Source organism: Streptomyces sp. NPDC088766, assembly GCF_044750845.1.
In the GTDB taxonomy this organism is placed as follows: Bacteria; Actinomycetota; Actinomycetes; order Streptomycetales; family Streptomycetaceae; genus Streptomyces.
The window spans coordinates 59,010-72,996 of record NZ_JBIVKQ010000026.1 but is presented as its reverse complement, the minus strand read 5'-3'; the positions used below and the strand labels follow the sequence as shown (position 1 = coordinate 72,996).

General features: G+C 73.5%; 12 protein-coding genes and 1 pseudogene. 5 read left to right on the top strand and 8 right to left on the bottom strand.

All coding sequences use genetic code 11. The features are described from left to right. Positions 1–73 precede the first annotated feature (73 nt). On the top strand, positions 74–724 hold the full coding sequence (locus tag ACIP5W_RS29315; protein WP_401479889.1) for a hypothetical protein: 651 nt from the start codon (positions 74–76) through the stop codon (positions 722–724). Between the two features lie 279 nt (positions 725–1,003). Here ACIP5W_RS29315 and ACIP5W_RS29310 read toward each other — a convergent pair whose 3' ends face one another. After that, positions 1,004–2,287: an adenylosuccinate synthase gene (locus ACIP5W_RS29310; protein ID WP_366059034.1), complete on the bottom strand. Its 1,284-nt coding sequence runs from the start codon at positions 2,285–2,287 to the stop codon at positions 1,004–1,006. 242 nt (positions 2,288–2,529) lie between these two features. Here ACIP5W_RS29310 and ACIP5W_RS29305 point away from each other — a divergent pair, with 242 nt between their 5' ends. Beyond that, positions 2,530–3,369 carry a diacylglycerol kinase gene (locus ACIP5W_RS29305; protein ID WP_401479886.1) on the top strand — a complete coding sequence of 280 codons (840 nt, stop codon included), beginning with the start codon at positions 2,530–2,532 and terminating at the stop codon, positions 3,367–3,369. 73 nt (positions 3,370–3,442) lie between these two features. Here ACIP5W_RS29305 and ACIP5W_RS29300 read toward each other — a convergent pair whose 3' ends face one another. Next, positions 3,443–3,958: a GbsR/MarR family transcriptional regulator gene (locus ACIP5W_RS29300; protein ID WP_401479883.1), complete on the bottom strand. Its 516-nt coding sequence runs from the start codon at positions 3,956–3,958 to the stop codon at positions 3,443–3,445. A 73-nt stretch (positions 3,959–4,031) separates the two neighbouring features. Between ACIP5W_RS29300 and ACIP5W_RS29295 the strand changes: the two genes are divergently transcribed. Next, entirely contained in the window at positions 4,032–4,988 is a 957-nt protein-coding gene (locus ACIP5W_RS29295; RefSeq protein ID WP_401479880.1) for an ATP-binding cassette domain-containing protein, read from the top strand. Continuing rightward, the gene (locus ACIP5W_RS29290) at positions 4,985–6,565 is read left to right on the top strand and encodes an ABC transporter permease (RefSeq protein WP_401479877.1); all 1,581 of its coding nucleotides are present in this window, start codon (positions 4,985–4,987) and stop codon (positions 6,563–6,565) included. Before ACIP5W_RS29295 ends, ACIP5W_RS29290 begins: the two co-directional genes overlap by 4 nt. 21 nt (positions 6,566–6,586) lie before the next feature. Here the strand turns inward: ACIP5W_RS29290 and ACIP5W_RS29285 are convergent, their stop codons facing one another. The 4 genes from ACIP5W_RS29285 to ACIP5W_RS29270 form a co-directional block, all read right to left on the bottom strand. Continuing rightward, on the bottom strand, positions 6,587–7,807 hold the full coding sequence (locus ACIP5W_RS29285; protein ID WP_401479874.1) for a cytochrome P450: 1,221 nt from the start codon (positions 7,805–7,807) through the stop codon (positions 6,587–6,589). 44 nt (positions 7,808–7,851) lie between these two features. Beyond that, complete coding sequence (locus ACIP5W_RS29280) at positions 7,852–8,517, bottom strand: response regulator transcription factor (RefSeq protein ID WP_363087468.1); 666 nt, start codon at positions 8,515–8,517, stop codon at positions 7,852–7,854. Beyond that, positions 8,514–9,842: a sensor histidine kinase gene (locus tag ACIP5W_RS29275; RefSeq protein WP_401480008.1), complete on the bottom strand. Its 1,329-nt coding sequence runs from the start codon at positions 9,840–9,842 to the stop codon at positions 8,514–8,516. The genes ACIP5W_RS29280 and ACIP5W_RS29275 overlap by 4 nt, the downstream gene beginning before the upstream one ends. A 211-nt stretch (positions 9,843–10,053) precedes the next feature. Next, a complete protein-coding gene (locus ACIP5W_RS29270) occupies positions 10,054–10,947 on the bottom strand; it encodes an alpha/beta hydrolase (protein ID WP_401479870.1) in 894 nt (297 codons plus the stop codon). 210 nt (positions 10,948–11,157) lie between these two features. Here ACIP5W_RS29270 and ACIP5W_RS29265 point away from each other — a divergent pair. Then, positions 11,158–11,756, top strand: a pseudogene (locus tag ACIP5W_RS29265) (TetR/AcrR family transcriptional regulator). Between the two features lie 23 nt (positions 11,757–11,779). Here the strand turns inward: ACIP5W_RS29265 and kynU are convergent. Both kynU and ACIP5W_RS29255 read right to left on the bottom strand, forming a co-directional pair. Next, on the bottom strand, positions 11,780–12,979 hold the full coding sequence (kynU, locus tag ACIP5W_RS29260) for a kynureninase (RefSeq protein WP_401479867.1): 1,200 nt from the start codon (positions 12,977–12,979) through the stop codon (positions 11,780–11,782). Further along, on the bottom strand, positions 12,972–13,802 hold the full coding sequence (locus ACIP5W_RS29255) for a tryptophan 2,3-dioxygenase family protein (RefSeq protein WP_382782077.1): 831 nt from the start codon (positions 13,800–13,802) through the stop codon (positions 12,972–12,974). The genes kynU and ACIP5W_RS29255 overlap by 8 nt, the downstream gene beginning before the upstream one ends. Positions 13,803–13,987 lie beyond the last annotated feature (185 nt).

Genomic DNA, 13,987 nt, shown 5'->3' with positions numbered 1-13,987 from the left:
CGCAGGACGCACCGACTACCCTTCCCAGTCCGGGCAGCAATGACCGCGCGACACCCTGAGTGAGGAGCTCTCTTTGGCCTGTGACCTGTGGCTGGTGCCGCTCGTCGACGTGTTGTGCCACACCCCCGACAACCCCTTCGCCGAGGAACTCGCGCAGTACAACAAGGTGCTCGCCGAGGCGGGACTCCCCCCCGTGCCGGTGTACCAGTACATGCCGGGCCTGTCCGGCGACGTCGCCCCCGTGGCCGGCTTCGACTACGACGCCCTGCACTTCCTGCGCCGCGCCTACCTGCTCCAGGTGTGCGGGCTGCCGGTGACCCCGGTCGACGCCCTGGGCGGCGACTACGAGCAGCTCCTGGAGATGTTCGAGTCGACGGCCCGGCAGTCCCACCTGGTGTGGCACTACGACCACGCCGGCGCCTACGTCCCGGTGGACTTCCCGCAGCCCCTGTCCAACGACGAGCTGCTCGCCGGCGGCGGCCCGCTCGGTTCCGCCCAGTCCCTGCTGCGGGAACTGGAGTACGTCGCCCCCTCGATCGGCATCGACCCCGCCAACCCGCCGGCCGCGCCGCAGCCTCCGGCCGCCCCGACGGAGCTGGAGGAACCGGCCGTCGCGCCGCCGTACGACCCGAGTCCGTTCGCCCGCGAACGGCACGTGTGGCTCGGGCTGCACGCGGCGGCCACCAGGAGCCTGGCGCAGGGGTCGATGATCGTGTTCAGCTGAGCCGGACCCGGATCGTGTTCAGCCGGGCCGGCCGCGGTGCGCCGTCGGCGCCCGGCCGGGCGCGCACCGCGTCCACCCCCACCTCGCCGACGGGCTCCTCGTCGACGCGCGAGGGACTCCTTCCGGCGCACGCCCGTCCGCCCCGTCCGCCCCGTCTCCCACCGGCGGGATCGGCACTGCCGCCGGACGCGCCGACGGCCGCCCCCGCGCGAGCGGAAGGCGGCCGTCGGTGCGGTCCCCGGCGGCTTCCCGGGTGCCTCAGGCGGTTTCCCGGGTGCCTCAGATGAACGAGTTGATCTCGATCGTCTCGTCCCGGCCCGGGCCCACGCCGATCGCGGAGATCGGGGCGCCGGACATCTCCTCCAGCGCCTTGACGTAGTTCTGGGCGTTCTTCGGCAGGTCCTCGAAGGTCTTGGCCTTCGTGATGTCCTCGGACCAGCCCGGGAGGGTCTCGTAGATCGGCTTCGCGTGGTGGAAGTCGCTCTGCGAGTACGGGAGTTCCTCGACGCGCTTGCCGTCGATCTCGTACGCCACGCAGACCGGGATCTGCTCCCAGCCGGTCAGGACGTCGAGCTTGGTGAGGAAGAAGTCGGTCAGGCCGTTCACGCGGGTCGCGTAGCGGGCGATGACCGCGTCGAACCAGCCGCAGCGGCGGTCACGGCCGGTGGTGACGCCCCGCTCGCCGCCGATGCGGCGAAGCGCCGCGCCGTCCTCGTCGAACAGCTCCGTCGGGAACGGGCCGGCGCCGACCCGGGTCGTGTACGCCTTGAGGATGCCGATGACCCGGCTGATCTTCGTCGGGCCCACGCCGGCGCCGGTGCAGGCGCCGCCCGCGGTCGGGTTCGACGAGGTGACGAAGGGGTACGTGCCGTGGTCGATGTCCAGGAGCGTGCCCTGGCCGCCCTCGAACAGGACCACCTTGTCGTCCTCGAGGGCCTGGTTGAGCACCAGGACCGTGTCGGCGACGTACGGGCGCAGCTTCTCCGCGTAGCCCAGCAGCTCCTCGACGACCTGCTCGACCGCGATGGCGCGGCGGTTGTACAGCTTGGTCAGCAGCTGGTTCTTGACGTCGAGCGCCGCCTCGACCTTCTGCTCCAGGATCGACTCGTCGTACAGGTCCTGTACGCGGATGCCGACCCGGTTGATCTTGTCGGCGTAGGTCGGGCCGATGCCCCGTCCCGTGGTGCCGATCTTCCGCTTTCCGAGGAAGCGTTCCGTCACCTTGTCGACAGTCACGTTGTAGGGCGTGATGATGTGCGCGTTGCCGCTGATGAGCAGCTTCGACGTGTCGACGCCTCGCTCGTTCAGACCGCTCAGCTCGGAGAGCAGGACCGACGGATCGACGACGACTCCGTTTCCGATGACGGGCGTACATCCGGGCGACAGGATTCCGGAAGGGAGGAGGTGCAATGCGTACTTCTGGTCGCCCACGACGACCGTGTGGCCGGCGTTGTTGCCGCCCTGGTAACGCACTACATAGTCCACCGAGCCGCCGAGCAGGTCGGTGGCCTTTCCCTTGCCCTCGTCACCCCACTGAGCACCGAGCAGCACAAGTGCGGGCACGCGCGTACACCCCTTCCGGGTGGGGCATGTCCAGGGTCAGGGGCGTACGCGGAGGCTCTCACCACCGCGTGCACCACGACCGTCGTCGGTCGCGGCACCGCGACCGTCATCGGCCGCCACACGACCGTCTTCGGTCGTACACCGTCGGACCCGGATGCCCCGGAATAGACGAAGCCCCTGGCGCAATAGCGCAAGGGGCTCTTGCACAAAGATGCTACCCGAGGAAGCGAGGCAGGACCGAGGTGGCGACTTTCGCGACGCCGGAGCAGCTGCTGGTGATCATCGATCCGGTCGCCCGGAGGACGGACGGAGAGTCCGTGCGGATCGCGAAAGACGTGCTCAGCGCGGGTGCGGCGACGAAAGTGTGCCTCCCGCAGGACGCGGAGGAATTCGCCCGCGTCCTCGCACGCCGCGGCTCGCGGCGGCCGGTGGTGATCGGGGACGACCGCGCGCTGATGCGGGCGGTGACCCTGCTGCACCGGCGGCGGGAGCTGGCCGGATGCGCGCTGTCGATGGTGCCCGTGGGCGGCTCCCTGAGCGTCGCGCACGCCCTGGGGGTGCCCCTGGGCACGGTCGCGGCGGCGCGGGCCGTCCTGGACGGCGCCGAGCGGCGTCTGGACCTGCTCGTCGACGACAGCGACGGGGTCGTCCTGGGCGCGCTGCGGATACCGCCGCTGTCCGGCGGGGACGCGCAGGCGGACGCGGCCGGTGTACGGCCGTGGCTGCGGACGACCTGCCGGTCCCTGGTGCGCACGCTGGTGCCGTCCCGGCCGGACCCGGCCCCGCCGGTGCCCGGACCCGCCCGGCTGCGGGTCGAGGTCGACGGGGTGACGCTGGTCGACCTGGACCAGCCGGTCGAGGCGGTGTCGGTGACCCCGGACACCTCCGGCACGGCGGCGGTGGAGGTCCGGCCGGTGTCGGTGGGCGCGGAGGCGTCCCCGCTGGAGGCCCGCGGCCGCACCGTCACGGTGTCGGGGTCCGACTTCCGCTACCGGGCCGACGCGACGGTGGCGGGGCCCGTACGGCGGCGGACGTGGGTGGTCCGCGAGGGGGCGCTGGGACTGGTGCTGCCGGGGCGGTGAGCGGGACCGGGCGGGTGCCGGACGGGGGCCGGGCGGGGGATGCCGGACGAGGGATGCCGGACGGGGGCTTCGGCTAGCCCTTGCCGAAGACCTGCTCGCGGTGCGTCCGCCAGCGCTCCATCATGGCCGCTATCTCGCCCTCGACGAACTCGAAGAAGGCGAGCGTCTCGGCCATCCGGCGGCCGGCGGGGGTGTCGGCACCGAGGCCGGCGACGCCGTCGCGCAGGGCGCCCTCCCACCGCTTGAGGACGGTCTCGCGGTTGGTGAGGGCCTCGTACCACTGGTCGCTGTGCACCCGGTAGCGCTCCCGGCGCGAACCGGGCTCGCGCTCGCGCGCCACCATGTGCTGCTGCGACAGGTACCGGACGGCCCCGGACACCGCCGCGGGGCTGATCCGCAGCTGCTCGCCCAGTTCGGCCGAGGTGAGCGCGCCGGAGTCGGAGGCCAGGAGGGCGGCGAAGACCCGCGCGGCCATGCGCTGCATGCCCGCCTCGACGAGCTGCGCGGCGAAGGATTCGACGAACCTCGACACGGATTCCGCGTCCCGCCCGCCCTCGGCGCCGGCCCCCGCACCTGCTGCTTCGCTCATGGCCACATCCTATCGGCCGTTTTCAAGCTTCCTTAACTTCACAAATTTCTGAAGCAAGCGTACGTTCTGAAGCATGACGAAGGCCATCACGGTGTCCGGACTGCACAAGTCCTTCGGCCGCACCCACGCGCTCGACGGTCTCGACCTGGAGGTCGAGACGGGCGAGGTGCACGGCTTCCTCGGCCCCAACGGTTCCGGCAAGTCCACCACCATCCGGGTCCTGCTCGGCCTGCTGCGCGCCGACTCCGGCGCCGTGCGGGTCCTCGGCCGCGACCCCTGGCGGGACGCGGTGGAGGTGCACCGCCGCATCGCGTACGTCCCCGGCGACGTGGCCCTGTGGCGGAACCTGTCCGGCGGCGAGGTCATCGACCTCCTCGGCCGGCTGCACGACGGGGGCCGCGCGAAGCGCGTCAGGCAGGGTGGCGGTGGGCGACGGGCGGGCGGCCCGGACGCACGGCGCCGCGCGGAACTGGTGGAACGCTTCGAGCTGGACCCCACCAAGAAGGGCCGCACCTACTCCAAGGGCAACCGGCAGAAGGTCGCCCTGGTCGCCGCGTTCGCCTCGGACGTCGACCTGATCGTCCTGGACGAGCCGACCTCGGGCCTCGACCCGCTGATGGAGGAGGTCTTCCGGCAGTGCGTGGCCGAGGAACGCGAGCGGGGCCGTACGGTCCTGCTGTCCTCGCACCTCCTCGGCGAGGTCGAGGAACTCTGCGACCGGGTCAGCATCATCCGCCAGGGCCGCACGGTCGAGACCGGCTCGCTGGCCGACCTGCGCCACCTCACCCGCACCAGCGTCACCGCCGAACTCGCCGGTGAGCCCGACGGGCTGGCACTGCTGCCCGGCGTCCACGACCTCGACGTCCAGGGCCGCCGGGTGCGGCTCCAGGTCGACGCCGACGGGCTGGACGCCGTACTGCGGTCGCTGACCGCGACGGGCGTGCGGTCGCTGACGTCGACGCCGCCGACGCTGGAGGAGCTGTTCCTGCGCCACTACCAGGCCGGCACCGTCGAGGCGGCGAGCCGATGAGCGCCCTCGCGCCCCAGTTCTCGGGCACCGGAACCCTGCTGCGGTTCGCGCTGCGCCGCGACCGGGTGATGATCCCCCTCTGGGTGGGCGTCAACGCCCTGATGGTCCTCTCCATGCCGAACACCCTGGAGAGCCTGTACGGCACCGCCGCCGAGCGCGCCTCCCTCAAGGACCAGATGGCGGCCAACGCCTCGCTGCGCGCCCTCGTCGGCCCGGTCCTCGACGACTCCCTGGGCGCCCTCACCGCCTGGCGGGTCGGCGTCTACGCCGGTGCCCTCGCGGCCGTGACCAGCATCCTGATCGTCGTACGGCACACCCGTGACGAGGAGGAGAGCGGCCGCCAGGAGCTGCTCGCCTCCGGCATGGTGGGGCGGCGTGCCTCGCTGACGTCGGCGCTGCTGGCGGCGGGGGTCGCCGACGCGGTCCTGGCCCTGCTGGTGACCGTCGGACTGGCGGGACACGGGGTGGCCGGGGCGTCGGCCCTCGGGCTGGGGCTCGCGGCCGTGGGGATGCTCTTCGCCACCATGGCGGCGATCGTCGCGCAGCTCACCGAGAGCGCACGGCTGGCCCGGGGGCTGGCCTCGGGGGTGCTGGGCGCCGCGTTCGTGCTGCGCGCGGCGGGCGACTCGGCGACGGACGACGGCTCCTCCGTGCTGACCTGGCTCTCCCCGCTCGGCTGGCTGGAGAACCTGCGGCCCTTCGCGGACGAACGCTGGTGGGTGATGGCGCTGTTCGCGGCGGCGATCGCCGTGCAGGGCGTGACGGCGTACGTGCTGGCGGGCCGCCGGGACCTCGGCATGAGCTTCCTGCCGACCCGGCCGGGACGGGCCGACGGCCGGCTGCACACGGCGGGGGCGCTGGCCCGGCGGCTGCAGCGCGGCAGCGTCCTCGGCTGGAGCATCGGCTTCCTCCTCGCCGGAGTCGTCTACGGCGGGCTGGCGGACGGCGCGGCCGACCTGGTCGGCGACAACGAGCGGGCCCGCGAGATCTTCGAGCGGATGGGCGGCGGGTCGGCGCTCACGGACGCCTTCCTCGCCGCGACGGCCGGCATGCTGGGCCTCGTCGCGGCCCTCTACGTCGTCGCCTCGGTCCTGCGGCTGCACGGCGAGGAGACCTCCGGCCGGGCGGAACCGGTGCTCGCGAACGCGGTCGGCCGGCTGCGCTGGGCCGCCGGCCACCTGGTGATCGCCTTCGGCGGAGCCGCCCTGATCATGCTGCTGGCGGGCCTCGGCCTCGCCGTGGGCCACGGCAGGGACGCGGGCCCGATCCTGGCCGGCTGCCTGGTCCAGATCCCGGCGGTGTGGACCGTCGGCGGCCTCGCCGTCCTCCTGTACGGCCTCGCCCCGCGGCTGGCCCCGGCCGCGTGGGGGGTGGCCGGCGCGGTCCTGATCATCGGCTGGATCGGCCCCGCGCTGGACTTCCCGCAGGCGGTGCTGGACCTCTCCCCCTTCGGTCACCTGCCCAAGCTGCCGGGAGGCGGCATGCAGTGGGGCCCGGTACTGACGCTCACCGCACTGGCGGCAGCCCTGGTCGCGGCCGGCGCCGCGGCACTGCGCCGACGGGACCTGACCATGTGACGGGGGCGGCGGGAGGGCGGTTCAGGCGATCTCCACGCCGAGTCCTTCCAGGCCCCTGATCACGAAGTTCGGTGTGCGGGCGGGCTCCGCCGCCAGGCGCAGCGTGGGGGCCCTCTCCAGGAGGGCCCGCATCGAGGCGGCCAGCTCCATGCGGGCGAGGGGAGCGCCGATGCAGTAGTGGATGCCCGCGCTGAAGGAGATGTGCGGGTTCTCCGCGCGGGTCAGGTCCAGGCGGCCCGGGTCGGTGAAGACCGCGGGGTCGTGGTTGGCGGAGCCGAACAGCATCGCGATCTCCGCGCCCCGCGGGATCACCGTGCCGTCGATCTCGATCTCGTCGAGGACCCAGCGCTCGAAGAGCTGGAGCGGGGTGTCGTAGCGCATCAGCTCCTCCACGGCGGAGGGGACCAGCGCGTGGTCGGCGCGCAGGGCCGCCAGCTGGCCGGGGTTGCGGAACAGCGCCCACCAGCCGTTGACCGTGGCGTTGACGGTCGCCTCGTGGCCGGCGTTCAGCAGGAGCACGGCCGTCGAGATCATCTCCTGCTCGGTGAGCCGTTCACCCTCGTCGTGGGCGGCGATCAGCCCGGAGATCAGGTCGTCGCCGGGCTCCTTGCGGCGGGCCGCGATCAGCTCCCGCAGATACGCGGAGAACTCCACCGACGCCCGCACCGCCCGGCGGGCCGTCTCCGGCGACGGGCTCAGCTCGTACATCCCGCAGATGTCCGCCGACCACGGCCTGAGCGGGGCCCGCTCCGACGCCGGGATCCCCAGCATCTCGGCGATCACCGCCACCGGCAGCGGTTCCGCGACGTCCGTCAGCAGGTCGCCGCCCCCGGCCGCCACCAGACCGTCGACCAGCTCACCGGCCAGCCGCTCGGCGTACGGCTTGAGCCGCTCGACCGTGCGCGGCGTGAACGCCTTGGACACCAGCCGCCGGATCCGGGTGTGGTCCGGCGGTTCCAGATCCAGCATCCCGTGGTCGTTGAGCGTGTGGAACGGCTCGTGCTCCGCCGGGGGCGCCGTCCGCCCGAAGTCCTCGTGCGTGAAACGGTGCCGGTAGGTCCGCCCGAGCCGCCGGTCCCGCAGCAGCGCCGAGACGTCCGCGTGGTGCGGCACCAGCCACTGGTCGGTGCGCTCGTAGCGGATCACCCGGCCCCGCTCCCGCAACTCGGCGTAGACCGGGTACGGGTCGGCCACGAACGCCGGGTCCCAGGGATCGAAGCGAAGGTCGTCGAGTGCTGCCATGACCGGACGCTAGCCCGTCGACCCCACTGCTGACCAGGGGCGTCTCACCCGGGCCTGACCAGCCGCGCCTCGTAGGCGAACACCGCCGCCTGGGTGCGGTCCCGCAGGCCCAGCTTCACCAGGATCCTGCTGACGTGCGTCTTGATCGTGGACTCCGCCACCACCAGCCGCCCGGCGATCTCCGCGTTGGACAGGCCCTGTGCGATGAGGACCAGGACCTCCGTCTCGCGCTCGGTCAGGTCGCCGTAGGACGCCTGGGCGGCGCGGGGCAGCCGGGGGCCGTCGGACAGTCGGGAGAACTCGGTGATCAGACGCCGGGTGACGGACGGGGCGAGGAGCGCCTCCCCGGCGGCCACGATCCGCACCCCGTCGGCGAGTTGACGGGCCGAGGCGTCCTTCAGCAGGAAGCCGGAGGCTCCGGCGCGCAACGCCTGGTAGACGTACTCGTCGAGGTCGAAGGTGGTGAGGACCAGCACCTTCGCCGTGCCGTCCGCGGCCACGATCTCCCGCGTCGCCTCGATGCCGTTCAGCTCGGGCATCCGGATGTCCATCAGGACGACGTCGGGCGCCAGTTCACGGACGCGGTCCACCGCCTCGCGGCCGTTCACCGCCTCGCCGACGACCTCGATGTCCGGCATCGCGTTCAGCAGGACGGAGAAGCCCTCGCGGACCATCATCTGGTCGTCCGCGACCAGTACCCGGATGGTCATGCCGCACCGTCGTCCGTCGTGGCCATCGGCACCGGGAGGAACACCGTCACCTCGTAACCGCCGTCCTGCGCCGGCTCCGCCGTCATCTCGCCGTTCAGCATGGTCACCCGCTCCCGCATGCCCGTGATGCCGTGCCCGGCTCCCGGTGAGGGCTTCACCAGGGCGGCGTCGGTGGGCGGGCCGTTGACGACGCGCAGCCCCAGCCCGCCGAGCACGTAGCCGATCTCCACGCGGGCGCTCGCACCGGGCGCGTGCCGCAGGGTGTTGCTCAGCGCCTCCTGCACGATCCGGTACGCCGACAGCTCCACGCCCTGCGGCAGTTCCCGCACCGCGCCGGTCACCGTCTTCTCGACCGGCAGGCCGGCCTCGCGCACGTTGGCCAGCAGCCCGTCCAGTTCGGCGAGCGTGGGCTGCGGGGCGTCCGGGGCCTCGTAGTCCTCGGCGCGGACCACGCCCAGGACCCGGCGCAGCTCGGTCAGGGCCGCGACGGCGTTCTCCCGGATCGTCGCGAACGCCTTCTCCAGCTCGGGCGGCGGGTTCTCCACCCGGTAGGGGGCGGCCTCCGCCTGGATGGCGACGACCGACATGTGGTGGGCGACCACGTCGTGCAGCTCGCGGGCGATGGTGGTGCGCTCCTCCAGCAGCGTGCGCCGCGAACGCTCGTGCGCGGTCACCGTCTGCTGGGCCGTGACCTCCTCCTCGGCCTGCCGGCGGATGTGCCAGACGGTGACGGCGAGCAGGACGAACGCCGAGACGACGAGCATCGGCCCGACGTTGGTGTAGTAGTGGTTCCCGCCGAACACCGTGTCGGCGACGAAGCCGTAGGCCATGGTCAGCAGCCACATCCAGACCGCCGTGCGCGGCCGGGTGCGTATCGCCACGACCGTCAGCACGACGAGGTGGGAGACGAAGGTGCCCGGCAGCCAGGGCCAGTCGCTCCACGCCGAGCCGAGGGCGGCGACGAGCGTGGTCGACACCAGCGACAGCCAGAACGCCCCCGCCGGGCGGACCAGGGTCAGCAGCACCGGCGCCAGCGCCAGCAGCCCGCACACCAGGCCCACCAGGCCGCCGTCCTCGGCCAGGGAGGCCAGGAAGGCGAACGCGCCGCCGGCCCCGACCAGCGCGTGCCGGGACCAGGTCGCGTACACCCGCTTGCGGCCGGTCAGCCGGCGGGTGAAGCGGCCGTCCGGCTCGCGGCGGGGCAGCGGACGGTAGGCGAAGGCATCCTCGAACAGGTCCTCCCGCAGCCCCCGCACTGCGCCCAGGGCCACCCGGATCTCCGGGCTGCGCGTCCGGTGGGCCGCGTACGGGTCGTCCGGCGGCATGGACTGTTTCTGGAACGTCTGGGTCGTCTCGGTCGTCCGGGTCGTCTCGGTCACAGTCAGAACCGTAGGCGGAGACGGGGCGGCGGTCGTCACCAGTGAGAGGGGTTCCGCCGGGTCCCCCTCAAGTACTACCAAGTACTACGGGCCGGGGTACGACGGCCCCCACCGCGGCCCCGCCGCCCCCTCACCACGCCGGAGCCCCGCCGCCCCCTCACCACGCCAGCTGCGCGATCTCCTCCGCCACCACCGCGCACGCGTCCGCCACCGGGTCGATCAGCGGGAAGTGGCCGACGTCCTCCAGCAGCGTCAGACCCACCACCTCGCCCGCCTTCGCCGCCGCGTCCGCGTACGACTCGGCGACGGCCTCCGGGACGATCAGGTCGGTGCGGCCCTGGACCAGGGTCGTCGCGATGCCGGTCGGCAGGAGCAGCGCGGGGTCGGCGTACGGGCGCCGTTCGCCGGCGTGCGCCTCGCCGCCGAGGAGTTGCCGCACCGCACCGCCGCACACGTCGAGCTTCTCCGCGACCTCGAAGTCGGCGATCGGCGCGAGGGCGACCACGCCGCGCAGCGGGGGCGGCCCGTCGACGCGCCAGGGCGCGCCGGGCGGCAGGACGTGCCGGGCCGCGGCCCACAGCGCGAGGTGGCCGCCGGCCGAGTGGCCGGTGAGCACCGTGCGGCGGGTGTCCGCCTGCGGCAGGGCCTCCCGGGCGAGGGCGGGCAGCGCGTCCAGCGCGGCGGCGACGTCGTCGAAGGTGTCGGGCCAGCGGCCCGCCGCCGTCACCGCCCCGCCCGGTCCTTCGGCGGCCGCGCCCCCGCAGGCCGCCGCGCCCCGCCGGTACTCCACGTTGGCCACGGCGAAGCCCCGCCGCGCCAGGAAGTCCGCGAACGGCGTGAGGTGCCGGCGGTCGTACGGCGCCCGCCAGGCCCCTCCGTGCAGGACCACCACCAGCGGTGCGGGGCCGGTCGCACCGCGCGGGGCGTAGAAGTCGATCAGCTGGTCGGGATGGTCGCCGTAGGCGGCGGTGGCGTCGGGCTCGACCGCCGGATGCGAGAAGGCCGACTCCTCCTCGGCGGCGGCCCGGGCTGCGACGGCGTCGTCCGGCATGCTCCAACCTCTCAGCGGCAAAACGGAATTGGACGGAACGGCTCTGGCGGCCCCGGTGGGGATCCGGCCGTTGGCGGGGACGGTATCAGGCCGGTGACGTGCGCGGACACGCGGATGTCACGCTCGGTGAGGGTCAAACGGTTCTGGCGTTTCGTTACGCCGGCGTCCTGCGCGGGGGACGTCGCCCGCACGTGCACCGAGCAGGCCGTCATGTCCGCCGATCCCGGCACCGTGCGTCCCGGAGGGCGCACCGCACGTGTGCGTGCCGCCGTGCTGCGGGCGGCCGGGGACCTCCTGGCCGAGGAGGGGTTCGACCGGCTCGGTCTCGCGGACGTCGCGCGGCGTGCGGAGGTCGGCAGGACGACCGTGTACCGGCGGTGGGGGTCCGTGACGGGGCCGGCCGCCGATCTCCTCGCCGGGACGGCGGAGACGCCGTCGCCCCGCGCGGAGACCGGACCGGTGCCGGCCGACCTGCCGGCCGACGCGCATCTCGTGCAGCGCACGTCGGCCGGCGTCCGGCAGGGGGCGCTGTTCCGGGCGGTGATCGCGGCGGCGGCCTTGACGCGCGTACGGCGCAGGCGTTGCGGCGGTTCCACGCGGTGCGGGTCGCCGAGTGGGCGTCGTGCGTGGAACAGTCTCTCGCACAGGGGGAGTTGCCCGCGGGGACCGACGCGGAGGCGGTGGTGCGGGCGGTCTCGGCACCGCTGTACCACGAGTGGCTGACCACGGGGGTGGTGCCGGACGCCCCTGCCGCGGCGCGGGCCGCGCACGCGGCCGCCGCGGCAGGGGTGTACGTCCGTACCGGGTGACCGGGCCGGCGTGAGAGGAGGAGCTAGCCCCTCGCCACCTCCTCCAGCACCTCCCCCAGCACCGCCGCCGCCCGCTCCACGTCCCCGAACCCGACGTACAGCGGGGTGAAGCCGAAGCGCAGCACGTCCGGCCGGCGGAAGTCGCCGACCACCCCGCGTGCGATCAGGCGGCGCATCACCTCGTCCGCGGCGTCGCAGCGCAGCGCGATCTGGCTGCCTCGCCGGTCGTGCGGGCTGGGGGTGAGGCACTCCACCGTGCCGTCGGGGACGTACGCCGCGACGCACTCCAGGAAGAAGTCCGTCAGGGCGAGGGACTTGGCGCGGACCGTGTCGACGGACACGCCCTCCCAGACCTCCAGCGCCGCCTCCAGGGCGAGCATCGACAGGATGTCCGGGGTGCCGACGCGCCCGCGCGGGGCACCCGGGGCGGGCTCGTAGCCGGGCCGCATGCCGAACGGTTCGGCGTGCGAGTTCCACCCCGGCAGCGGGGAGTCGAAGCGGTCCTGGTGCGCACGCCGCACGTACAGGTACGCCGGTGCGCCGGGGCCGCCGTTCAGGTACTTGTAGGTGCAGCCGACCGCGAGGTCCACGCCGTGCTCGTCGAGACCGACCGGCAGCGCGCCCGCGCTGTGGCACAGGTCCCAGACGGCGATCGCGCCCGCCGCGTGCGCGGCGGCGGTGAGGGCGGGCAGGTCGTGCAGCCGGCCGGTGCGGTAGTCGACGTGGTTGAGCAGCACCGCGGCCGTACGGTCCGACAGGGCCGCCGGCACCTGCGCCGGGGTCACCGGCCGCAGCGTACGGCCGGTCAGCCGGGCCGCCGATTCGGCGATGTAGCCGTCCGTGGGGAAGGTGGTCGCGTCGACGAGGATCTCGTCCCGCTCCTCCCCCGCCAGCCGCACCGCGCCGACCAGCGCCTTGAACACGTTGACGCTGGTGGAGTCGCCCACGACGATCTGCCCGGCGTCCGCGCCCACCAGCGGGGCGATCCGGTCGCCGATCCGCTCGGGCGCGGTCCACCAGCCGCTCTCGTCCCAGGAGCGGATGCGCAGCTCGCCCCACTGGCGGCGGACGACGTCGTCCAGCCGCCCGGGGACGGACACGGGCAGCGCGCCCAGCGAGTTGCCGTCGAGGTAGACGACCTCGTCGAGGACGAACTCCTTGCGCTTGTGGGCCAGTTCGTCGGCGGAGTCGAGCTCACGGGCTCTGCGGGAGAGGTCAGACATGGGAGCGCGCCGTCCACAGCTCGGGGAAGACGTTCTTCTGCGCGCGCTTCTCGAGCCAGGCCACGCCGGCCGAACCGCCCGTGCCCGTCTTGGCGCCCATCGCGCGCCGGGTGGCGACGAGGTGGTCGTTGCGCCAGCGCCACACCAGCTCGGCGACATCGGTCAACGCCTCGCCGAGACGCGCGAGTTCGTCGGACTCGTCGCCCGCGTAGAGGGCGGTCCACACCGCCTCCACCTCCGGCGACGGCTCGTAGCGCCGGGAGACGTCACGCGTCAGAGCGGCCTCCGGGACGGCGTGCCCGCGCCGGGCGAGGAGCCGCAGGACCTCGTCGTAGAGGCTCGGCTCGTGCAGCGCCTTCTCCAGCTCGGCGTGGACGCGCGGGGCACCGCGGTGCGGGACCAGCATCGACGCGGACTTGTCGCCGAGCAGGAACTCCATGCGCCGGTACATCGCGGACTGGAAGCCGGAGCCCTCGCCCAGCGCGCCGCGGTACGAGTTGAACTGGGCCGGCGTGAGCTGTCCGAGCGGCTTCCAGGAGGCGTTCAGCGCCTCCAGTTCGCGCACGGAGCGCTTCAGCGCGGCGACGGCCGTCGGCACGTCGTCCCGGCGCAGGGCGCCGGCCGCGGTCTCCCACTCGTGGACGATCACCGTGAACCACAGCTCCATCACCTGGGTCGTGACCAGGAAGACCATCTCTCCGGGGTCGTCGGAGAGGGTGTGCTGGAGGTGGGTGAGCACGTCCGCCTTGACGTAGTCCTCGTACGGCGTCGTGCCTGCGAAGTCGAGATGCGGGGTCTCGGGCTCGTGAGCCTCATGGGACATCGCTGTCTCCTGATATGTACTCCGGGTAGCGGTCCGCCCCTGCCGTTACCGACACGGGGGCCCCGGTCCCCAGGGGGCATCTTCCGCAATCGTCACCCGAAAGTGCAAGGCCCGCCCGATCACACCGGGCGGGCCCGTACCCCGAAAGGAGCGGCCGGGACCCCGAAAGGAGCGGCCGGGACCCC